19 protein-coding genes are annotated in these 20,894 nt (G+C 65.4%); 16 read left to right on the top strand and 3 right to left on the bottom strand.

What is annotated here, in order from left to right:
• Window positions 1-339 precede the first annotated feature (339 nt).
• Entirely contained in the window at window positions 340-2,514 is a 2,175-nt protein-coding gene (purL, locus tag ACFSCT_RS10215) for a phosphoribosylformylglycinamidine synthase subunit PurL (protein ID WP_379142450.1), read from the bottom strand.
• On the opposite strand from purL, the gene blaOXA reads away from it, so the two are divergent.
• Window positions 2,470-3,555 (top strand): class D beta-lactamase, encoded by a 1,086-nt coding sequence (gene blaOXA / locus ACFSCT_RS10210; protein ID WP_379142449.1) that lies wholly within the window; start codon window positions 2,470-2,472, stop codon window positions 3,553-3,555. The genes purL and blaOXA overlap by 45 nt on opposite strands.
• Before the next feature lie 259 nt (window positions 3,556-3,814).
• Here blaOXA and ACFSCT_RS10205 read toward each other — a convergent pair whose 3' ends face one another.
• Window positions 3,815-4,729 (bottom strand): LysR family transcriptional regulator, encoded by a 915-nt coding sequence (locus ACFSCT_RS10205; protein WP_379142446.1) that lies wholly within the window; start codon window positions 4,727-4,729, stop codon window positions 3,815-3,817.
• Window positions 4,730-4,885: 156 nt separating this feature from the next.
• Here ACFSCT_RS10205 and ACFSCT_RS10200 point away from each other — a divergent pair, with 156 nt between their 5' ends.
• The 9 genes from ACFSCT_RS10200 to ACFSCT_RS10160 all read left to right on the top strand — a co-directional run bounded on the left by ACFSCT_RS10200 (window position 4,886) and on the right by ACFSCT_RS10160 (window position 15,523).
• Window positions 4,886-8,281, top strand: coding sequence for an indolepyruvate ferredoxin oxidoreductase family protein (locus ACFSCT_RS10200; RefSeq protein ID WP_379142444.1), 3,396 nt, complete (start codon window positions 4,886-4,888; stop codon window positions 8,279-8,281).
• A gap of 57 nt (window positions 8,282-8,338) precedes the next feature.
• Window positions 8,339-9,151: a glutamate racemase gene (locus ACFSCT_RS10195; protein WP_379142443.1), complete on the top strand. Its 813-nt coding sequence runs from the start codon at window positions 8,339-8,341 to the stop codon at window positions 9,149-9,151.
• A gap of 15 nt (window positions 9,152-9,166) precedes the next feature.
• A complete protein-coding gene (gene argC, locus ACFSCT_RS10190) occupies window positions 9,167-10,195 on the top strand; it encodes an N-acetyl-gamma-glutamyl-phosphate reductase (RefSeq protein WP_379142441.1) in 1,029 nt (342 codons plus the stop codon).
• Between the two features lie 22 nt (window positions 10,196-10,217).
• On the top strand, window positions 10,218-10,682 hold the full coding sequence (ccmE, locus tag ACFSCT_RS10185) for a cytochrome c maturation protein CcmE (RefSeq protein WP_379142440.1): 465 nt from the start codon (window positions 10,218-10,220) through the stop codon (window positions 10,680-10,682).
• Between the two features lie 134 nt (window positions 10,683-10,816).
• Window positions 10,817-11,428: a holin-associated N-acetylmuramidase gene (locus tag ACFSCT_RS10180; RefSeq protein WP_379142438.1), complete on the top strand. Its 612-nt coding sequence runs from the start codon at window positions 10,817-10,819 to the stop codon at window positions 11,426-11,428.
• Window positions 11,419-11,949, top strand: coding sequence for a holin family protein (locus ACFSCT_RS10175; RefSeq protein WP_379142436.1), 531 nt, complete (start codon window positions 11,419-11,421; stop codon window positions 11,947-11,949). The genes ACFSCT_RS10180 and ACFSCT_RS10175 overlap by 10 nt, the downstream gene beginning before the upstream one ends.
• A gap of 61 nt (window positions 11,950-12,010) precedes the next feature.
• Window positions 12,011-13,012, top strand: a complete 1,002-nt coding sequence (locus ACFSCT_RS10170) for a serine hydrolase domain-containing protein (protein WP_379142434.1) — start codon at window positions 12,011-12,013, stop codon at window positions 13,010-13,012.
• 89 nt (window positions 13,013-13,101) lie between these two features.
• The gene (locus tag ACFSCT_RS10165; protein ID WP_379142432.1) at window positions 13,102-14,922 is read left to right on the top strand and encodes an ABC-F family ATP-binding cassette domain-containing protein; all 1,821 of its coding nucleotides are present in this window, start codon (window positions 13,102-13,104) and stop codon (window positions 14,920-14,922) included.
• Between the two features lie 157 nt (window positions 14,923-15,079).
• The gene (locus tag ACFSCT_RS10160) at window positions 15,080-15,523 is read left to right on the top strand and encodes a hypothetical protein (RefSeq protein WP_379142431.1); all 444 of its coding nucleotides are present in this window, start codon (window positions 15,080-15,082) and stop codon (window positions 15,521-15,523) included.
• Window positions 15,524-15,646: 123 nt separating this feature from the next.
• On the opposite strand, the gene ACFSCT_RS10155 is transcribed toward ACFSCT_RS10160, so the two are convergent.
• Window positions 15,647-16,429 (bottom strand): methyltransferase domain-containing protein, encoded by a 783-nt coding sequence (locus ACFSCT_RS10155; protein ID WP_379142429.1) that lies wholly within the window; start codon window positions 16,427-16,429, stop codon window positions 15,647-15,649.
• Between the two features lie 112 nt (window positions 16,430-16,541).
• On the opposite strand from ACFSCT_RS10155, the gene ACFSCT_RS10150 reads away from it, so the two are divergent.
• The 6 genes from ACFSCT_RS10150 to ACFSCT_RS10125 all read left to right on the top strand — a co-directional run bounded on the left by ACFSCT_RS10150 (window position 16,542) and on the right by ACFSCT_RS10125 (window position 20,833).
• Complete coding sequence (locus ACFSCT_RS10150; protein ID WP_379142428.1) at window positions 16,542-18,329, top strand: methyltransferase domain-containing protein; 1,788 nt, start codon at window positions 16,542-16,544, stop codon at window positions 18,327-18,329.
• Between the two features lie 174 nt (window positions 18,330-18,503).
• Window positions 18,504-19,286 carry a 50S ribosomal protein L21 gene (locus ACFSCT_RS10145; RefSeq protein ID WP_379142426.1) on the top strand — a complete coding sequence of 261 codons (783 nt, stop codon included), beginning with the start codon at window positions 18,504-18,506 and terminating at the stop codon, window positions 19,284-19,286.
• A 4-nt stretch (window positions 19,287-19,290) separates the two neighbouring features.
• Complete coding sequence (gene rpmA, locus ACFSCT_RS10140; RefSeq protein ID WP_379142424.1) at window positions 19,291-19,563, top strand: 50S ribosomal protein L27; 273 nt, start codon at window positions 19,291-19,293, stop codon at window positions 19,561-19,563.
• A gap of 115 nt (window positions 19,564-19,678) precedes the next feature.
• On the top strand, window positions 19,679-20,236 hold the full coding sequence (locus tag ACFSCT_RS10135) for a GNAT family N-acetyltransferase (RefSeq protein ID WP_379142421.1): 558 nt from the start codon (window positions 19,679-19,681) through the stop codon (window positions 20,234-20,236).
• Between the two features lie 157 nt (window positions 20,237-20,393).
• Window positions 20,394-20,708, top strand: coding sequence for a hypothetical protein (locus ACFSCT_RS10130; protein WP_379142420.1), 315 nt, complete (start codon window positions 20,394-20,396; stop codon window positions 20,706-20,708).
• A complete protein-coding gene (locus tag ACFSCT_RS10125) occupies window positions 20,705-20,833 on the top strand; it encodes a hypothetical protein (RefSeq protein WP_379142418.1) in 129 nt (42 codons plus the stop codon). Before ACFSCT_RS10130 ends, ACFSCT_RS10125 begins: the two co-directional genes overlap by 4 nt.
• Window positions 20,834-20,894 lie beyond the last annotated feature (61 nt).

Below are 20,894 nucleotides of genomic sequence, written 5' to 3'. Positions count from 1 at the left end.
CCGTTTTAGATCTTGAATCAGAACTCAAACCCTATGGGAATCCCTTAAATGAAGACGCCCTCTAGCTTTCGGGCCGCCACCTTTCGGGAGCACCGCCTTCTTCAGGGTGCCATCTTTCTTTCAGCCCAAGCCGGTCGATGAATGCGTGTTGGCGCACCCGACATCCGCCGCGGCGATCCGGCCCTCTACGCCGAGTCGGTCCGGTTGATCGGGGCGGTGCCGCGCCCCGACCGCGATCCTGTCTCCGGGGGCGCGATCTGGACCTGACGCCGGATCGCGCGGCACCAACGGCAGCGCCGGGGGCGGTAAGTCCGCCGCCTTTTCAGCCCCCGGCTTCTTTCAACCCACCGCTTCTTTAAGCCCAAGCCGGTCGACAAATGCGCGGCGATACAGCGCCGACAACTCGGCCAGGGGGGCGGCATCGCCGCCAAGGTCGACGTTGTCGCCGCCGAAGAACCCGACCAGCGTCAGTTCGACCTTGCCGGCCTCGGCCTTCAGCGCCTCATAGGCGTCGCGCGGACAGGCGATCAGATAGCGGCCCTGATCCTCGCCGAACAGATGGGCGATGCGCGGGTCGGACAGGGTGACGCCGATGCCCGCCGCCTCGGCCATTTCGAACGCGGCCAGCGCCAGCCCGCCGTCGGACAGATCGGCCGCGGCACGCAGGCGCGCGCGGTTGGCCAGCAGGAATTCACCGTTCCGGCGCTCGGAGTCCAGATCGACGGGTGGGGCGTCGCCCGCCTCGATCCCGAAGGCCTCCAGCGCCAGCGCCGACTGCTCCAGATGCCCGCGGGTGTGGCCGATGACAACCGCCAGATCGCCGGTCTGCGGCTGGCCCGCGATCAGCTCGTCCAGATCCGCGATCAGCCCGACGCCACCGATCGTCGGGGTCGGCATGATCGCCCGGCCGTCGGTTTCGTTGTAAAGGCTGACGTTGCCGGACACGATGGGGAAATCCAGCGCCTTGCAGGCCATGCCGATGCCTTTGATGGCGCCGACAAGCTGGCCCATGATCTCGGGCTTTTCGGGATTGCCGAAGTTCAGATTGTCGGTCGCGGCCAGCGGCCGCGCGCCGGTCGCGACCAGATTGCGCCATGCCTCGGCCACCGCCTGCTTGCCGCCCTCGACGGGGTTCGCCCGCACATAGCGCGGCGTCACATCCGAGGTGAAGGCCAGCGCCTTGTCGGTGCCGTGCACGCGCACCACACCCGCGCCAAGGCCGGGACGGCGCACGGTATCGGCGCCGACCTGGGTGTCGTATTGCTGCCAGACCCAATGCTTGCGGGCGTGGTTCGGACTGCTGATCAGCGCGCGCAATGCGGCGATCGGCGCGATCTCGGGCAGGGGGGCGGCGCGTTCGGCTTTGGGCGTTTCCACCCATGGCCGGTCGTATTCCGGCGCGCTCGAGGCCAACCGCGACAGGGGCAGGTCGGCCTTGACCTCATTTCCCAGCATGATCAGGAAACGGTCCTCGGCGATGGTTTCACCCACCACAGCGAAATCCAGGTCCCATTTTTCAAAGATCGCCCGCGCCTCGGCCTCTTTCTCGGGCTTCAGCACCATCAGCATGCGTTCCTGCGATTCGGACAGCATCATTTCATAGGCGGTCATCCGGGTTTCGCGCACCGGCACGCGGTCAAGGTCCAGCCGGATGCCAAGCCCGCCCTTGTCGCCCATCTCGACCGCCGAACAGGTCAGCCCCGCGGCACCCATATCCTGAATCGAAATGACGCTGTCGGTCGCCATCAGTTCCAGACATGCCTCCAGCAGGCATTTCTCGGTGAAGGGGTCGCCGACCTGAACCGTGGGGCGCTTTTCCTCGATCGTGTCGTCGAATTCAGCGCTTGCCATGGTCGCGCCGCCCACGCCGTCGCGGCCGGTCTTGGCGCCCAGATAGACCACCGGCATGCCGACGCCCGAGGCCGCCGAGTAAAAGATCTTGTCGCTGTCGGCCAGACCCGCCGCGAAAGCGTTGACCAGACAGTTGCCGTCATAGCTTGAATGAAACCGCACCTCGCCGCCGACATTCGGCACGCCGAAGGCATTGCCATAGGCGCCGATGCCCTCGACCACGCCGCGGACCAGATGCGCGGTCTTGGGGTGGTCGGGACGGCCGAAGGACAGCGCGTCCATCGCGGCGATCGGCCGGGCGCCCATGGTGAACACGTCGCGCAGGATGCCGCCGACGCCGGTCGCGGCGCCCTGATGCGGCTCTATATATGACGGGTGATTGTGGCTTTCCATCTTGAACACCACGGCCTGCCCGTCGCCGATGTCGACCACGCCCGCATTCTCGCCCGGGCCACAGATCACCTGCGGGCCGGTCGTGGGCAGGGTGCGCAGCCATTTCTTCGAGGATTTGTAGGAACAATGCTCGTTCCACATCGCCGAGAAGATGCCGAGTTCGGTGAAACTGGGGGTGCGGCCGATGATTTCCAGAATGCGGTCGTATTCATCCGGCTTCAGCCCATGGGCGGCGATCAACTCGGGCGTGATCTCGGGTTCGCGCTGCATCCTGTTTTTCCTGACATGGCCGTGGATGAGCCGCCTTTTACGGGGCCGCGCGCCCGGAGGAAAGAGGCGATACGGCGAACCGGAATTATCCGTCGCACCGCCCCCGGCGCCGGTCGGATTGAAATGCCGCGTCCCGAAACCGGGTTGGGTGGCTTCAGGCCATTGCCGCAGGTCGATGGTTTGCGCGGCGCATTGATGCGGGCTAAGGACAGACCAGAATTTGGGAGGTTTATCTTGCGCATTTGGATGTCCGTGGCCGCCGTGGTGCTTTTGACGGTTTCAACCGTTTCAGCGCGGTCGGGGACGATTTGCACGATCCTGATGGACGCGCGTTCGGCAGAGATATTGCTGGAGGACGGGGATTGCGCGTCTCGGGTCACCCCGACCTCGACCTTCAAGATACCGCTGGCGGTGATGGCCTATGACGCCGGAATCCTGAAGGGTGTGCATGATCCCGTCATGACGTTCCGCCCGGGCGACGCGGACTGGGGCGCCAACTGGAAACGCGACACGGATCCGGCGGATTGGATGCGCTATTCGGTGCTTTGGTATTCCCAGCGTATCACCAAAGCCATGGGAAGCGCCGCGTTAACCCGTTACGCGCAGGAATTCGGCTACGGGAATGCCGATTTCTCGGGCGATCCCGGGTTTGAAAACGGGCTGGAAAGAGCATGGGTTTCCTCGTCCCTGCAAATATCCCCGCGTGAGCAGGCAAACTTTCTGCGGTCACTGGTGCTGGAGACATTGCCAGTCGATCGACAAGCGATGTCACGGGCGCGGGACTTGGTAGAGGCCCACCGATCAGGCGGTTGGCAAGTTTACGGAAAGACCGGGGGCGCCTATCCGCGACGGGCGGATCGCAGTTTCGACTATGCACATGGCTGGGGCTGGTATGTGGGCTGGGCACGGCGAGAGGGCGAGGAAAGGGTGCTGATCTTCGCAAGGCTGACCCAAGCGACTGCGCGAACCTCCGCTTCACCCGGCCAACTTACCCGCGAGGCGTTTTTGCAGGAGTGGCCTCAACTGGCGGAAGGGCAATGACCGCACCTTCAGCAAAGCCGACCAAACCCGGTTCAACCGCATGGCCAAAAAAAAGCCGGGCACAAGGCCCGGCCTAAGTCCAACAGGGAGGTTGAAAGTGATGAGAGTTTCCTCAGGATCATCGCTTTCGAGACCGATCTATGTGTGAAATCCTGGCAGTTCAAGAACAAAGAGGATGCATAACAGGCAATTCTGCTATGCGGGGTGGGCATGGCTGCAAGTCACCGCCCGGTTACCCGATGTTCACTGCGCGGCAACTTCACTGTGCGGCAACATTGTCGGATTCGGAAATCAGCTTCCGGTGCGACTGGATCTCCTCAAGCACGAAATCGCGGAAAGCCGCAACCCTGCGCGACTGCCGCAATTCCTCGGGGTAGGCCAGAAACACCGGCACCTCGGCCGAATCCAACTCGGGCAGAACCCAGACCAGATTGGGGAAATCGACGGTCAGGTAATCGGGCAGGACGCCGACGCCGACGTTGGACAGCACCCCCTGAAGCACCCCGAAATAGTTGTTGACCATCAGGATCGAGCTTGGCTGCTGTTCAAGGATCAACTGCGAAAGCGCCGCACCGGCGGTGACCTGCGGGGTGGAAGGGCTTTGGCAGATCAGCCGGCGGCTGGCCATTTCCTCGACCGTGGTGGGGGTGCCGAACTCTTCCAGATAGGCGGGCGTGGCATAAAGCCGCATACGGATGTTCAGCAACCGGCGCCGGATCAGATCCTGCTGGTTGGGTTCCTTCATCCGGATGGCGACGTCGGCCTCGCGCATGGGAAGGTCAAGCACCCGCTCCTCCAGCATCAGGTCGATTTTCAGATCGGGATAGCGGGCGTAAAGCTTGGCCAGACGCGGCACCAGCCACAGCGTTCCGAAACCGGTGGTGGTGGTGACGCGCAGATTGCCGAAAACATGTTCCTCGGAATCGCGGATCCGGGCGGCGGTGGTATCCAGCTTGCGGTTCATGCTGGCCGTCGCCTCGAACAGAAGCTCGCCCTGTTCGGTCAGAATCAGCCCGCGCGCGTGGCGGTGGAAAAGCGTGGTCCCAAGCGATTCCTCAAGCGCGCGAATCTGTCGGCTGACGGCGGATTGTGACAGATGCAGCGTGTCGCCGGCATGAGTCAGGCTGCCCGCATCCGCGACCGCGTGAAATATTCTGAGCTTGTCCCAGTCCATGGGGTCAATATCCTGTCACAATCCGTTGCCGAACTTTGCAATGGTTACCATATAGGAAGCCATTCCCAAGGTGCGAGAAAAAAGAAGAAACTTCTTTATCGGTCAACATTTCTGACCTATTATACGGGGAAGCCGTCAAGCCGGGAGGAGGGCCAGATGAGCGTCCAGGATTTTTCGCTAACCGACAGATTTGACCTGTCAAAGCAGCATGTTCTGCTGAACGGCACGCAGGCGCTGGTGCGGCTGATGCTGATGCAGGCGGCGCGCGACAAGGCGGCGGGGCTGAACACGGCGGGGCTGGTCACCGGCTATCGCGGCAGCCCGCTGGGCGGTGTCGATCTTCAGATGATGAAGTCGAAAAAGGAACTCGGCGCCGCCAACGTGCTGTTTCAGCCGGGCCTGAACGAGGATCTGGCGGCGACAGCCATCTGGGGCAGCCAGCAGGCCGAGTTGCGGGGCGAGGGCGCCTATGACGGCGTTTTCGCGCTGTGGTACGGCAAGGGGCCGGGCGTCGACCGCTCGGGCGATGTGATGCGCCACGGCAATATGGCGGGGTCGTCGCATTATGGCGGCGTCGTCATGGCGATGGGCGACGACCATACCGGCGAATCCTCGACCGTGCTGCACCAGTCCGACTGGGCGATGGTCGATGCCTATATCCCGGTGCTGTCGCCGGCCGGTGTGCAGGAAATCCTCGACTACGGGCTTTACGGCTTTGCGCTGTCGCGTTTCGCCGGGGTCTGGACCGGGCTGAAAACCATGAAGGACACGGTCGAGGCGACCAGCGTCGTCGACGGCACCCCGGACCGGCTGGAATTCGTCATCCCCGATTTCGCCATGCCCGAGGGCGGGCTGAACATCCGGCTGGGCGACACGCCCGTGGCGCAAGAGGCCCGGATGATCGACTATAAACGTTTCGCGGCCGAGGCTTTCTCGCGCGCGAACCGCATCGACCGGCGGATCTGGGGAAAGCCCGGCGCGAAAATCGGCTTTGTCGCGGCCGGCAAGAACTGGCTGGATCTGGTCCATGCGCTGGCGCTTCTGGGCATCGACGAGGCCGAGGCCGACCGGCTGGGCATCTCGACCTACAAGATCGGCCAGACCTTCCCGATGGACATGAAAACCTTTCAGGAATGGTCCGAGCCGCTGGATCTGGTCGTGGTGATCGAGGAAAAGCGCAAGCTGATCGAGGTGCAGGTCAAGGAGGCGATTTTCGACAACCGCCACGGCCGCCGCGTCATCGGCTGGAAGCACGACCGCACCGGCGAAGAGGTTTTCCCGACCCGCTATGCGCTCGACCCGGTGATGATCGCCCAGAAACTGGGCGGCATCCTGATCGAGGAAGGCCGGGGCACCGATGGCATCAAGGCGGGCCTTGAACGGCTGAACGACGCGCGCCGCAACGACAACGCCCCCGAGATCGCGACCCGGACCCCGTGGTTCTGCTCGGGGTGCCCGCATAACACCTCGACCCGCCTGCCCGAAGGCGCGCGCGCCTATGCCGGAATCGGCTGCCATTACATGGTGCAGTGGATGGACCGCGAGACCACCGGCTTCACCCAGATGGGCGGCGAGGGCGTGAACTGGGTCGGCGAGGCGCCGTTCTCGAAAAGAAAGCATGTGTTTCAGAACCTTGGCGACGGAACCTATAACCACTCCGGGTCGCTGGCGATCCGCGCCGCGAAGGCGGCGGGGACCAACATCACTTTCAAGATCCTGTTCAACGACGCGGTGGCGATGACCGGCGGCCAGCCGAATGAAGGCGGCCTGACCGCCCAGCAGATCACTCGCGAATTGCAGGCGATGGGCGTCCACCCGGTCGTGGTGGTCTATGACGAGAAAGAGGAACTCGACCGCGCCACCTTCCCGCAGGGGCTGCGCTTCGAGACCCGCGACCAGATGATGCCGGTCCAGAAGGAGCTTGAGGATGTGGGCGGCGTCAGTGCCATCGTCTATGTGCAGACCTGCGCGGCCGAAAAGCGGCGGCGCCGCAAGAAGGGGAAATTCCCCGACCCGGACAAGCGCATCTTCATCAACACCGACATCTGCGAGGGCTGTGGCGATTGCTCGGTGCAGTCGAACTGCGTCTCGGTGGTGCCGGTGGATACCGAGCTTGGCCGCAAGCGCGCCATCGACCAGTCAAGCTGTAACAAGGATTACAGTTGCGTCAACGGCTTCTGCCCGAGCTTTGTCAGCATCGAGGGCGGCAAGCTGCGCAAGCCGCAGGCCGCCGCCCTGCATATTCCCGACTTGCCGGCGCCGGCGGAACCGGTGATCGCGGGCACCTATAACGTCGTCATCACCGGCGTCGGCGGCACCGGGGTCGTGACCATCGGGGCGGTTCTGGCGCAGGCCGCGCATATCGACGGCAAGGGGGCGGGCATGATGGAGATGGCGGGTCTTGCCCAAAAGGGCGGCGCCGTGCATATCCATCTGCGGCTGGCCAACCGGCCCGAGGACATCAGCGCCATCCGCGTCGCCGTGGGCGAGGCCGATTGCATCATCGGCGGCGATCTGGTGGTGACGGCGGGGGCCAAGACCATCGGGCTGATGACCAAGGGCCGCACCGGCGCGGTGGTCAACGACCACGAGATCATCACCGGCGAATTCACCCGCAAGCGCGATTTCCAGATTCCCGCCGACCGGCTGAAGCTGTCGCTTCAGGCCCGGCTGGGCGATCGGGTCGCCTTCTTCGATTCCTCGGATCTGGCGCTGCGGACGCTGGGCGATTCGATCTATTCGAACATGCTGGTCTTTGGCGCCGCATGGCAGCAGGGGCTGATCCCGCTGAGCCATGGGGCGATCATGAAGGCGATCGAGATGAACGGCGCCAAGGTCGCGGAAAACCAGCGCGCCTTTGAAATCGGCCGCTGGGCGATGGTCGATCCGGCAGCGGTGGCGACGATCGGCCATGCCGAGGAAAGCCCCGCAACCGTCGATCCGGTCGCCTACCGCGCCGCGGCTCTGGTCGCCTATCAGGACCAGAAACTGGCGGACCGGTTCCGCGAACTGGTCGCGCGGGCGCCCGGCGAACTGCGCGAAAGCGTGGCGAAAGGCTATTACAAGCTGTTGGCTTACAAGGACGAATACGAGGTTGCGCGTATGCACCTGACGACCGAAGCCAAGGCGCGTGCCGAATTCGACGGCGACTTTCGGATGAGCTTCTATCTCGCCCCGCCGATGCTGCCCGGCCGGGATGCCGATGGCCGCCCGCGCAAGCGCCGCTTTGGGCCATGGGTCATGCCGCTGTTCCGGCTGCTGGCGCGGATGAAAGGGTTGCGGGGCACTGCGCTCGACCCGTTCGGCTATCTGGGCGAGCGGCGGCGCGAGCGGGCGGCGATCGCCGAATTTGAAACCGATATGGCCGAGATCCTGCCGAATGTGACCCCGGCGACGATGGAAATCGCGCGCGAACTGGCCGAGCTGCCGCTGTCCGTGCGGGGTTACGGCCCGATCAAGGATGCAGCGGCCGAACAGGCGGCGCGGCGCCGGGCCGAGCTTCTGGCGCAGTTCCGGGCCGGCGGAACACCTATGCGTCATGCGGCAGAATAACCGATGGAATTCCCCGGCCGGGCGTCCTAAAACAGCCGCCGAAAGCAGGGGGCGGCAATGGCGGTTGGCGTATTCGATTCCGGTTTGGGCGGTCTGACCGTCCATCGCGCGATAAATCAGCGGCTGCCCGATCTGCCGCTGGTCTATTACGGCGACAACGCCCATACGCCCTACGGCGTCCGCGATGCCGATGATATTTTCGATCTGACCTGCCGGGGCGTCGAACGGTTGTGGCAGGAAGGCTGCGATCTGGTCATCCTGGCCTGCAACACCGCCGCCGCCGTGGCGCTGAAGCGCATGCAGGAAACCTGGGTGCCCGCCGACAAGCGGGTGCTGGGCGTTTTCGTCCCGATGATCGAGGCGCTGACCGAACGGCAATGGGGCGACAACTCGCCCCCGCGCGAGGTCGCGGTCAAGCATGTGGCGCTGTTCGCGACGCCCGCGACCGTTGCCAGCCGGGCGTTTCAGCGCGAGTTGGCGTTTCGTGCCATCGGCGTGGATGTCGAGGCGCAGCCCTGCGGCGGCGTGGTCGACGCCATCGAGCAGGGCGACGAGATTTTGGCCGAGGCGCTGGTCCGCAGCCATGTCGAGGCGCTGATGCGCCGCATGCCGCACCCGCAGGCGGCGGTGCTTGGCTGCACCCATTACCCGCTTCTCGCCGAGGTGTTTCAGCAGGCGCTCGGCCCCGATGTTCAGGTCTATTCGCAGGCCACTCTGGTCGCGGAAAGCCTTGACGATTATCTGAAGCGACGCCCGGAGTTTCTGGGCGAAGGCACGGCGTCGCGCAATCTGACCACCGGCGATCCGCTCCGCGTATCGGGCAAGGCCACCCAGTTCCTGCGTCGCCCGATCACCTTCGAATCTGCCTGAGGAAAGGCCCGTAACATGGTAAAAAACATCGCTATTCTTGGTGCATCTGGCTATACCGGCGCCGAGCTTGTGCGCCTGATCGCCACGCATCCCGACATGCAGATTGTGGGCCTCTCGGGTGAACGCAAGGCCGGCATGACCATGGCCGAGGTATTTCCGCATCTGGCCCATCTGGATCTGCCCGTCCTGCAAAAGATCGAGGAGATGGATTTCTCCAATGTTGATCTGGCGTTCTGCGCGCTTCCTCACGCAACTTCGCAAGAGGTGATCGCGGCGCTGCCCGGCGATCTCAAGGTCGTGGACCTGTCGGCCGATTTCCGGCTGCGCGACCCGGCGGCCTATGAAAAATGGTATGGCAAGCCCCATACCCAGCCCGAGTTGCAGAAAATCGCCGTCTACGGGCTGACCGAGTTTTACCGCGACCAGATCCGCGAGGCGCGGCTTGTCGCCGGCACCGGCTGCAACGCCGCGACCGGGCAATATGCGCTGCGTCCGCTGATCGCGGCGGGGGCGATTGATCTGGATGACATCATCATCGACCTCAAGGCCGGGGTGTCGGGCGCGGGCCGCAGTCTGAAGGAAAACCTGCTGCATGCCGAGTTGTCGGGCGGAACCATGCCCTATTCGGCCGGCGGCAAGCACCGTCATCTGGGTGAGTTCGATCAGGAATTCTCGGCCATCGCCGGCCGCCCGGTCGAGGTCATGTTCACCCCCCATCTGATGCCCTTCAATCGCGGCATCCTTGCCACCGTATATGTTCAGGGTGATGCGAAACAGGTTCATGAAACGCTTGCAAAAGCCTATAAGGACGAACCTTTCCTGCATGTCCTGCCGTTTGGGCAGGTGGCATCGACCCGGTCCATCGGCGGGTCGAACTTTGTCCATATCGGCGTGGTCGGCGACCGCCGCCCCGGACGCACCATCGTTTTCGCGGCGCTCGACAATCTGTGCAAAGGTTCCAGCGGCCAAGCCATGCAGAACGCGAACCTGATGCTGGGCTTGGACGAGACCACCGGGCTGATGTTCGCCCCGGTTTTCCCATAAATCATATATCGGTCACAGGACAATGAAATCGCTTAAGAAACGTCGCCGTATTCAGATCGTCGCTATCGCGGTGGCGGCGCTCGCGCTGGCGACATTCCTGATCGGTTTTGCGATGCGCGACGGGATCAACTATTTCCGCTCGCCGACCCAGGTTGTCGAAACCCCGCCCTCGGGGTCCGAGACCTTCCGCATCGGCGGGCTGGTCGAGGACGGCAGCCTTGTGCGCGGTCAGGGCAAGACCATCCGTTTCCGCGTTACCGACAACAACCAGTCGGTCCCGGTCAGCTATACCGGCGTCCTGCCGGACCTGTTCGGCGAGGGCGAGGGCATGGTCGGAACCGGGCGGATGCAGGGCGATACCTTTGTCGCGACCGAAATCCTTGCCCGCCATGACGAGACCTATATGCCGAAAGAGGTCATTCAGGCGCTGAAGGAACAGGGCACCTACGTCGATCCGAAGGCCGCCCCCACGGATCCGGACAGCTAGGCGCGCAAACACCCGGCGCCTCACCCGACGCCTTTCCGGCCGGGCGGCCCCGCAACAGGCGCACGCCCCGTTAACCCGGGATTCACCCCGACCCGGCACTCTGCCCGGTTGTGGCAGTGAAAATGGGGGTTTTCGTGCAGACAATTGATCAGATCGCGGCCGAGATCGTCGGGCGCGAAGGTGGCTATGTGAACGACCCGGACGATCCGGGCGGGGCGACGAAATACGGGGTGACGATTGGAACGATGCGGCGGCTGGGCATCGACGTGACCGGGGACGGGCGGGTCGATGCGGCCGATGTCAAGGCGCTGAGCCGCACGCAGGCGCAGCAGATTTTCGTGCAGCATTACTTCAAGGCGCCGGGTCTGGACCGGCTTCCGGAACCGCTTCAGCCCAGCGTATTCGACATGTATGTGAATGCCGGCGCCAATGCGGTGAAGATCCTGCAACGCCTTCTGGTCCGCATGGGCTTCGATCTGGACGACGACGGGATTCTGGGGCCGGTGACGGCGGCGCGGGCCCATGATGCGATGGCGGTCGCGCCGAACCATCTGGTCGACGCCTACGGGATCGAGCGGCGGAATTACTATTACGCGCTTGGCGATGCACGCGCCGCCAGCCGCAAATACGCCCGCTCGGGCGGTGGCGGAAAGGGCGGCTGGATCACCCGGGCCGAGGCCTTCATCGCGCAGAAATACCATCTGACATTGGCGCAGCATCGCGAAAGGGTAAGCAAATGGGTATGATGGACCGCCTGATCGGCGTCGGCGCGACCGCCACGGCGGTGGGCAACGCGGCCACCGGCATGGCCGAGATCTTTACCCCGAACGCCACCCGGCGGATGGAGCTTGACGCCGAAACCCAGGCGGCGGCGATGGCGGCCGCGGCGGCCGAGTTCACCAATGCCGGCGCGACATGGTTCGACCGGCTGATGAACGGCATGAACCGCCTGCCGCGCCCGGCGCTGGCGCTGGGAACGATGGCGCTGTTCGGCTATGCGATGGTCGAACCGGCGGGGTTCTCGGTGCGCATGGAAAGCCTCGGGCTGGTGCCCGAACCGCTGTGGTGGCTGCTGGGCGCGATCGTCAGCTTCTACTTCGGCGCGCGCGAGGCGCATTATGTCCGCGTCGCCAAGGTCGCGAAGGCGGCGGTGCAGTCGGGCGCGGCGCAGGCGGGGCAGGCCGGCGGGCGGGCGGTGACGCCGACGCCGCGCAATGACAGCTATGCCGATAATGCGGCGCTGCGCGACTGGGCGGCATCGCGTTAGTCGCGCGATAGTCAGGCCTGAAAACTGGACAGAACCGGCGCGGGCGGCCATATTCCCGGGCATGAAACGCCGGTCCTTGATCATCCTGCCCGCGATCTTGCCTGTGCTGGCCATGCCGCGGCTTGCCCGCGCCGCCTTGCCCGACACCTTGCGGATGGCCGAATCGCTGCCCGCGCTGCGTTCGGTCGCGGTCTGGTGGGACGGCGAGGTCATCGCCGCGCGCGGCTATGGCCGGTTTCGGCCCGAGGATCCGACCAACATAAAATCCGCCTCGAAATCCATCATCTCGGTGCTTGCCGGCATCGCCATTGACCGCCGGCTTTTCGAAGGGCCGGATCAGCCGGTCGCGGGGCTGTTCCGCCCCGATCTGCCCGAAAATCCCGACCCGAGGATGTGGAAGCTGACGCTGGGCAATCTGTTGTCCATGCAATCCGGGCTGGAACGGCAGTCGGGCCCGAATTACGGCACATGGGTCGGCAGCCGCAATTGGGTGCGCACGGCGCTTGCAGCGCCTTTCGTGGATGAACCGGGCGGCAAGATGCTGTATTCGACCGCCTCGACGCATCTTGTCTCGGCCCTGCTGACCCGCGTCGCGGGCCGCTCGACGCTGGAGCTTGCGCGCAGATGGCTGCGCCCGATCAAGGGGTTCGGGATCACCTCGTGGGAACAGGATCCGCAGGGCATCTTCATGGGCGGCAACCAGATGGCGATGAGCACGCTTTCGCTTTTGGCCTTTGGCGCCTGCATGGCGAATGGCGGCCGTGCGCAGGACGGCACCCAGGTCGTGTCGGAAAACTGGATTGAGAAAAGCTGGACGCGGCGGACCAACTCGATCTTTTCGGGTGAGGCTTACGGCTATGGCTGGTTCATCTCGAATCTGGCGGGGCGGCCGGCGGCCTATGGCTGGGGCTATGGCGGCCAGTTCATCTATGCGCTGCCGGCCCATGGCGACCGGCCGCCGGCGGCGATCGCGATCACCTCGGACCCTGAACAGCCCTCGGCGCGGAACGGCTATGCGATGGCGTTGCAGAACCTCGCCCGCGAGATCATCGCCATTCTGTGACGACGCCCGAAAACCACCTCGCCGCGGGGACGGGCCACGGCCGCACCGCCCCGATTGACCCCGGCGCCGCCGCAGGGTAGGGCGCCGGAATGGCCCGCGCACCGCTTTTACAACTGACCGACATCTCGCTGACCTTCGGCGGCAACCCTGTTTTCGACGGGCTCGACCTGACCATCCAGCAGGGCGACCGAGTGGCGCTGGTCGGACGCAACGGCTCGGGCAAGTCCACGCTGATGAAGGTCATGGCCGGGCTGGTCGAGCCCGACCGGGGCAGCGTGGTCATGCCCGCCGGCACCAGCGTCGGCTATATGGAGCAGGACCCGGATCTAGGCGGTTTCGCGACGCTGGGCGATTTCGCCGCCGATGGCCTGCCGCCGGGCGAGGCCTACCGGGTCGAGATGGCCGCCGAGGGGCTGAAATTCCGCGCCGACACCCCGGTCAGCACCGCCAGCGGCGGTGAGCGGCGGCGGGCGGCGCTAGCGCGGCTTCTGGCGCGTTCGCCCGACCTGATGCTGTTGGACGAACCCACCAACCATCTGGATATCGAGGCCATCGGCTGGCTTGAAACCCAGCTTTCCGAGACCCGCGCCGCCTTTGTCCTGATCAGCCACGACCGGGCATTCCTGCGTGCGCTGGCCCGGGCGACGCTGTGGATCGACCGGGGCGAGGTGCGCCGTCAGGACAAGGGGTTCGATGCCTTCGAGGACTGGCGCGAAACCACCTGGGCGGCCGAGGATGACGCCCGCCACAAGCTCGACCGCAAGATCAAGGCCGAAGCCCGCTGGGCCGTCGAAGGCATCAGCGCCCGGCGCAAGCGCAATCAGGGCCGGGTCAGGGCGCTGGCGGCGCTGCGGGCGGAACGCGCCGCCCAGATCCGCCGGCAGGGCACCGCCGCCATGGCGATGGACGCCGGTACCCAATCGGGCAAGCGCGTCATCGAGGCGCGCGGCCTGTCGAAATCCTTCGACGGCAAGCCCATCGTCAGCGGTTTCGATCTGCGGGTGCTGCGCGGCGACCGGGTGGCCTTTGTCGGGCCGAACGGCGTCGGCAAGACCACGCTGATCAAGCTTTTGACCGGCGAGATGCAGCCCGACGCCGGCACCGTCACCCATGGCACCAATCTTGAGATCGCGGTATTCGACCAGGCTCGCAGCGCCATCGACCCCGCGCAATCGCTGTGGGATGCGATGACGGCGGGCGAGTTGCGGGTCTCGGGCCGGGCCGATCAGGTCATGGTGCGCGGCCAGCCCCGCCATGTGGTCGCCTATCTGAAGGATTTTCTGTTCGACGATGCGCAGGCCCGCGCGCCGGTGGGCAGCCTTTCGGGCGGGGAAAGGGCACGGCTGTTGCTGGCCCGGATCATGGCCAGACCCTCGAACCTGCTGGTTCTGGACGAACCCACCAACGATCTGGATGTCGAGACGCTGGACCTGTTGCAGGACATTCTGGGCGATTACGCGGGCACCGTGCTGCTGGTCAGCCATGACCGCGATTTTATCGACCGCGTTGCCACGACCACCATCGCGATGGAGGGAAACGGCCGCGCCACGGCCTATCCCGGCGGCTGGTCGGACTATCAGGCGCAGCGCGGCGGCGACGGCGATGGTGAGGGCAGCGCTGAAAAACCCGCGCCGGCGAAGCCCGCCACCAACCCCGAAACCCGCGCCGCGAAACCCAAACCGGCGTCGCAGGGGCTGTCCTTCACCGAAAAGGCGCGGCTTGACGCTTTGCCCGCCGAGATCGCCCGGCTCGAGGCCGAGATCGCCAAGCTGGCCGAGTTTCTTTCGGCGCCCGATCTTTACACCTCCGCCCCCGCCAAGTTTCAGCGCGCGACCGAAGCCCTGACCGAACGGCAATCGGCGCTTTCGGCGGCGGAAGAGGAATGGCTGACCTTGGCCGACCGGGCCTGACCGCGCCCGTCGCCGCGTTACGGCGCGCCATGGCGCGGCCACCGCGGTCGCCGCAATCGCGCTTTGCACTTGGCGACCGGGCGGATTGGTTGCAATGTGGCTGTCTCGCAGCGCAACGAATGTCCGGGCGCGGTCGAACAGGACGAGGAACAGGTGAATGAACAAGGACAAGGTGCGCAGCAAGCTGATCGAGCTTGCCTCGGATGAGCTTGCGGCGGCGCGGGCGGCCTATGACGAGCATCTTCAGGCCAGCAAACCGATCGAGGACGAGGCGGTGGCCGTCGATGAGGTGGCGCAGAACTGGTCCGAGGCCGAGATCGCCGAAGCCCTTGAAGGTCCGGTCCGCATCGCCGAGGCCAAGGTCGCCGCGCTGGACACGCTCGACTTCGGGCCCAAGGAATATGTCGAACCCGGCGCCATCGCGACGGTCGATGGTCAGCGTTTCGTGATCGGCGTCTCGATGGATCACTTCACCGTCGACGGCGCCGACCTGATCGGGCTGTCGCCGGCAGCGCCGCTTTATCAGGCGATCGAGGGCCTGGGAAAATCCGAGACCGCGACATTCGACGACCGCGCGGTGAAGATCGAGGATGTGATCTAGGCACCAAGGCGCAACCGGAAGGCTGTGCCGGCGATGCCCGGGGTGCCAGCGCCGCACATCCCGCCGCGCCTGTCCTTCCGGGCTGGCCGTCGCAGGCTGGCCTGAACGGGGCGCCTTTTCCGCTCAGCCGGCGACGCGCGCCACGATGAACAGGCGCGGAAAGGGCAGCAGAACCGTGCCGTCTGCCGCCGCCGGATAGGCGCTTGCGATCTCATTCTCGTAATCGGTCAGAAAGGCCGGGCGCGCCTTTTCGTCCAGCGCGTCAAGCCATGGACGCAGGCCCGCGCCCCGGAACCAGTCGACCACCGCCGCGGGACCGGCAAGCGGGTGGTAATAGGTCGTCCGCCAGACATCGACGGCCGCCAGCGGCGACAGCAGTTGGTGGTACCAGCGGGCGTCATGGCGTTCCGGGCGGCTGGCGGCGGTGCGGGACCTTGTGGCGGGGTCCATATGGCGTTCGGCGACCTGTTGAATAAGCCTGTGCACCGGCTCATCCAGATTATCCGGCATCTGGACCGCCAGCCTGCCGCCGGGGGCCAGTTGGTTCAGCAGATGCGGGAACAGGGTTTCGTGGTCCGGCACCCATTGCAGCACCGCGTTCGACAGGATCAGGTCGACCGGGGCAGGGGCGGTCCAACCGCTGACCGAGGCCAGATCGACCGTGATCCCGGCGCCCAGCCGCGCACGCGCGGCCCGCACCATCTCGGGCGAGTTGTCAAAGGCGGCGATCACCGCATCCGGGCAGGCCTCGGCCAGCGCTTGGGTCGAATTGCCGGGCCCGCAGCCTGCATCCACCGCCGTCCGGACCGGGCCACCCGAAACCGCGCGCGCCAGAAGGTCGCGCACCGGCCGGGTGCGCTGATCCTCGAACCGGCTGTAGCGTGCGGCGTCCCAATCGCTGGTCATGGCAGGGCGGCCCTTTCGTTGCAGGCCGCCGAACCGGCGGCACTTCATTATGGAGCTTGGGCCCGGCGGCTGCTAGCTTCGGCCCCGGCAAGCTTCGGGATGTGGGCGAAAAATGACCGGGTATCATGACGGCTTCAACCCGGATCTTCTGGCGCTCATGCCGCTTTCGGCCCGCCGGGTGCTGGAAATCGGCTGCGGTTCCGGCGTGCTGGCCCGCGTCTGGCGCCAGCGCAACCCCGCCGCCCATTACACCGCGGTCGAAATCCATGCCGAAAGCGCCGCCCGCGCGGCCCGCCATGTCGACCGGCTGATCGAAGGCGATATCGAGGTGCTGGCGGATGCCGATCTGGGCGGGCCGTTCGATCTGGTGGTGATGGGCGATTCACTCGAGCATCTGGCCGACGCCGACCGGATGCTGGCGCGGATAAAGGGGTTGCTGGTTCCGGGCGGCGTCCTGCTGGCCTCGGTGCCGAATATCGCCCATTGGTCGGCGCTGCGCGTGCTGCTGGAAGGGCGGTGGCCCAATACCGACGATGGTCTTTTCGACCGCACCCACCGCCGCTTTTTCACCTTTTCCGCCCTTTCGGCAGCCCTGCAAAAGGCCGGGTTGCGGATGCTGAAGTCCCGCGCCCGCAACCTGCCTGCAACCCTGCCGCCCGAGGCCGCAGACACCATCGAGGCGCTGGCCGGGGCGGCGAAGGCGCTTGGGCTGGACGATACCGCATTCCGCGCCCGCGCCCGCGCGCTGCAATATGTGGTCTGTGCCGAAAACCCGCCGGCGCAGCCCCGGCCGGTCATGCGGCTGCATTCGGTCGCCATGGTTCCGGCGATGATGGCGGCGCGGACCCTGGTGCCCGACGCCGCCCTGCGGGCCGAGCCGGGGATCGCGCTGACCACCGCCCGGAAGATATTCGGCTTGCCGGGCGCGCCGCCCGCCTCCCACGGCCGCGATACCAGCAAGGATGACGGACCGCGCGTGGCGGTCGTCCAGCGCCTGCGCTTTGAAAGCGAAGACGAGGCGGTTCGCGCCATGGCGCGCGCCCATGGCTCGGGGTGGGCCGTGGTCATCGAATATGACGATCATCCCGCGCTGCTGGATCGGGTGCTGCAACGCGACGCAAGCGGGGTCTATCGCAAGCTCATGGGTATGGCGTTAGGTGTGCAGACCTCGACCCCGAAACTGGCCGACGTGTTTCGCGAGCTGAACCCGAATGTCGCGGTTTTCCCCAATGCGGTGCTGGAACTGCCGGAAATGCGGCCGCTGCGGCCGGGGCCGGCGCAGGTGTTCATGGGGGCGCTGAACCGGGGACCGGTCGCGGCCGAAATCGCGCGCGCGCTGGCGCCAGCCATCACGGCCCATCCCGACACCCATTTCCATGTCGTGCATGACCGCGATTTCTTCGACAACCTGCCCACCGACCGGAAAACCTTTCACGGCACATTGGGCTATGACGACTATCTGGCGCGGATGGCGGCCTGCGATATCGCGCTTATGCCGCTTGAGGGGCGGCCGGACGAATTGTTCAAAAGCGATCTGAAATGGGTCGAGGCCTCGAGCCGCGGGCTTGCCAACATCGCCTCGCCCGCCGTTTACGGCGATACCGTGCGGCATGGCGAAAACGGCTTGATCGCGGCCGCGCCGGTCGGGTGGGGGGAAGAATTGCGGGCACTTCTGGACCAGCCCGATCGGCGCCACGCCATCGCCACCCGCGCCCGGGCCGAGGTTGCCGCCGGCCGGATGATGGCGCATCAGGTCACAGAGCGCCATGACTGGTACCGGCAGGTCTGGGCCGGGCGCGAAACGCTGCTTGAAGCCGCGCTGAAGCGGCATCCGGATCTGCGCCGGGCGCTTGCGGACGTGGTGCGGAATAAGGACGGATCGCAGATCGGGGACGGTTGACTTTGCCTTCCCGATCCTGCATATGGCGCGGACCGGCCGGGCAATCGCCCTTGGCCGGTATGTCATTTTTAATATCACCCATAACAGGGTGCGCAGTCCGAAGGCGGGATGATCATCCCCGGAACGCCTGCCAGTCAGGGGCCACAGGGCGCGGTGAACGAAAAGGAAAGACCCATGTTCGCGGTCCTCAAGACAGGCGGCAAGCAATATAAAGTCCAGGCGGGCGATGTCCTGCGCGTGGAAAAGCTGGCCGCTGCCGCTGGCGACAAAGTCCAGTTCAACGACATCCTGATGGTCGGCGCGACCATCGGCACGCCTTTCGTGGCGGGTGCCGCCGTTCAGGCCGAAGTCATCGACAACATCAAGGCCGACAAGGTCATCACCTATGTCAAGCGCCGCCGCAAGCACAGCTCGCAGCGGACCCGCGGCCACCGTCAGCAACTGACCCTGCTGCGCGTGACCGACGTGCTGGAAAAGGGCGGTGACAAGACCGACGTGAAAGCCGCCATTGGCGCGCGCACGGCCGGTGCCGCTTATGTCGCCGAAGCCGGTGACAAGCCCGCCGCCAAGAAAGCCGCCAAGCCGGCAGCCGGCAAAGCCGCCGATAAGGTTGCCGAGAAGCCGGCAGCCAAAAAGGCCGACGCCAAACCCGCCAAGGCTGAAAAACCCGCCAAGGCCGAGGCCGAGGCCGAAAAGCCCGCCGTCGGCAGCCGCCCGGCGAACCTGCTGGACGCGGCGCGCGGTGGCCAGCCGGACGATCTGAAGGAAATCTCGGGCGTCGGTCCGGTTCTGGAAGACCTGCTGCACAAGAACGGCGTCTATCATTTTGACCAGATCGCCGCTTGGAAAAAGGCCGAGATTGAATATATGGACGACCAGCTGTCGTTCTCGGGCCGGATCGAGCGCGAAGAATGGGTAAAACAGGCGAAAGCTCTCGCCAAGGCGAAGAAGGACTGAACTCATGGCACACAAGAAAGCAGGCGGTTCATCCCGTAACGGCCGCGATTCCGCGGGTCGGCGTCTGGGCGTCAAGCTGTTCGGCGGTCAATCGGCCGTCGCCGGCAACATCATCGTGCGTCAGCGCGGCACCACCTGGTGGCCGGGCCAGAATGTCGGCATGGGCCGCGATCACACGCTGTTCGCGCTGGTCGACGGGAATGTGACCTTCAAGAAAGGTCTGAAGGGCCGTACCTTCATTTCCGTGATGCCGGCCACGATGGACGCAGCCGAGTAAGCCGATATTAACCTGACAATGATAGGGGGATCGGCGGGGCCGGTCCCCCTTTCTGCTTTGTATCGCCGCGTTTGCCGACTCCCGCATCCGTGGCACCCGTTTCAGGAGGGAACGGATGAACGCTTTGTTATCGCAGCCGCAGCCACCGGTCGTCACGGCCGAGCGTTTTATATTGCGGCCCTTGAAAACCTCGGACGCCGGACTGATCGCGCAATACATGTCGGATCGCCGACTGGCCGAGGGGACGCGCAGCATCCCCCATCCGCTGCCCCCCGGCGCGGCCGAGGCTTATGTCAAACGCGCGCTGTCGGACGCACGGGTTGAAGATGTCTGGGCCATCGACGGATCGGACCATCAACTGACCGAGCTTCTGGGTATCGTCTCGCTGACCCGGCTGGAGCATGGGCATTCCGAGCTTCAGTTCTGGGTGGGACCGGGGTTCTGGAACACCGGCTTCGCGTCCGAGGCGGTGGCGGCGCTGGTCGCGGCGAACCCGCAGGGCGCGGACACGCTTTGCGCCGAGGTGTTTCAGGACAATCCCGGCTCGGCCCGGGTGCTGACGAATTGCGGCTTTGACTATCTGGGCGACGCCGAATCCTGGTCGGTGGCGCGCGGCGCGCGGGTCCCGACATGGACCTATGTGCGCCGGATGAAGCCGGGCGCGCGGAAATAGGCGGCTGAAACCGTCGGTTCCGGATCAGTGAACCCGCGTCACCGGCGCGGGTTCTTTTTTCGCCGCTTGCTTCCGGGACTGGACGAAACCCGCGCGCTGCGCAAATGTCGTCGGGCAACGACCTGTGGACGGCCATCCGACGGAGCCTGAGCGCGGCATGCCTGATATTTTTCCGGGGCGGAACCTTTTCCCGATGCAGGGCGCGCCGCCTTGTGTTGCGGCGGTGCGCCGGTCCGGCGGGCTGATCGGCCGTGAAGGCGGCGCCCGCGCACCGGGTTCGCGTGCCCATGTGCCGACCGCTTTGGCCGCCGTGGTGGTCGGTGGGGCGGCGATCGAACTGGCCCATTTGAAAACCGAGCGCGGTGCCGGTTTCAGTGACGTTTCCCCGAATATCATCACCTTCCCCGACACGGCAGCGCGGCGGGTCTGGCCCAAGCGCGACGACCGCACAAGACAGGCCAGCGCGGGATGAGCGATGCGGGCCCGCAACTGGATCATCCGCGGCTGGAGGATGCCGCCGCGATCGCCGCCGCATTGTCCGACTGGGAAACCACCAAATGGCTGGCCCGGGTGCCGTTTCCTTATGGGCGCCTCTAAAAATTGCAGCAATGCGGCGGTCGGGGTATGACGCGGGAGGCGTTCGACGGTAGGGGCATGG

Source organism: Paracoccus pacificus (assembly GCF_042680785.1).
GTDB classification, from domain to species: Bacteria; Pseudomonadota; Alphaproteobacteria; order Rhodobacterales; family Rhodobacteraceae; genus Paracoccus; species Paracoccus pacificus.
The sequence above is the reverse complement of the archived record's forward strand: the minus strand, read 5'-3'. Positions and strand labels throughout refer to the sequence as shown.

Bases quoted from the DNA above. Each gene is read 5' to 3' on its own strand.
- blaOXA (WP_379142449.1), top strand. From the start codon at position 2,470: ATGGGCGGCGATCAACTCGGGCGTGATCTCGGGTTCGCGCTGCATCCT.
- purL (WP_379142450.1), bottom strand. From the start codon at position 2,514: ATGCAGCGCGAACCCGAGATCACGCCCGAGTTGATCGCCGCCCATGGG.
- ACFSCT_RS10205 (WP_379142446.1), bottom strand. From the start codon at position 4,729: ATGGACTGGGACAAGCTCAGAATATTTCACGCGGTCGCGGATGCGGGC.
- ACFSCT_RS10200 (WP_379142444.1), top strand. From the start codon at position 4,886: ATGAGCGTCCAGGATTTTTCGCTAACCGACAGATTTGACCTGTCAAAG.
- ACFSCT_RS10195 (WP_379142443.1), top strand. From the start codon at position 8,339: ATGGCGGTTGGCGTATTCGATTCCGGTTTGGGCGGTCTGACCGTCCAT.
- argC (WP_379142441.1), top strand. From the start codon at position 9,167: ATGGTAAAAAACATCGCTATTCTTGGTGCATCTGGCTATACCGGCGCC.
- ccmE (WP_379142440.1), top strand. From the start codon at position 10,218: ATGAAATCGCTTAAGAAACGTCGCCGTATTCAGATCGTCGCTATCGCG.
- ACFSCT_RS10175 (WP_379142436.1), top strand. From the start codon at position 11,419: ATGGGTATGATGGACCGCCTGATCGGCGTCGGCGCGACCGCCACGGCG.
- ACFSCT_RS10170 (WP_379142434.1), top strand. From the start codon at position 12,011: ATGAAACGCCGGTCCTTGATCATCCTGCCCGCGATCTTGCCTGTGCTG.
- ACFSCT_RS10165 (WP_379142432.1), top strand. From the start codon at position 13,102: ATGGCCCGCGCACCGCTTTTACAACTGACCGACATCTCGCTGACCTTC.
- ACFSCT_RS10160 (WP_379142431.1), top strand. From the start codon at position 15,080: ATGAACAAGGACAAGGTGCGCAGCAAGCTGATCGAGCTTGCCTCGGAT.
- ACFSCT_RS10155 (WP_379142429.1), bottom strand. From the start codon at position 16,429: ATGACCAGCGATTGGGACGCCGCACGCTACAGCCGGTTCGAGGATCAG.
- ACFSCT_RS10150 (WP_379142428.1), top strand. From the start codon at position 16,542: ATGACCGGGTATCATGACGGCTTCAACCCGGATCTTCTGGCGCTCATG.
- ACFSCT_RS10145 (WP_379142426.1), top strand. From the start codon at position 18,504: ATGTTCGCGGTCCTCAAGACAGGCGGCAAGCAATATAAAGTCCAGGCG.
- rpmA (WP_379142424.1), top strand. From the start codon at position 19,291: ATGGCACACAAGAAAGCAGGCGGTTCATCCCGTAACGGCCGCGATTCC.
- ACFSCT_RS10135 (WP_379142421.1), top strand. From the start codon at position 19,679: ATGAACGCTTTGTTATCGCAGCCGCAGCCACCGGTCGTCACGGCCGAG.
- ACFSCT_RS10130 (WP_379142420.1), top strand. From the start codon at position 20,394: ATGCCTGATATTTTTCCGGGGCGGAACCTTTTCCCGATGCAGGGCGCG.
- ACFSCT_RS10125 (WP_379142418.1), top strand. From the start codon at position 20,705: ATGAGCGATGCGGGCCCGCAACTGGATCATCCGCGGCTGGAGGATGCC.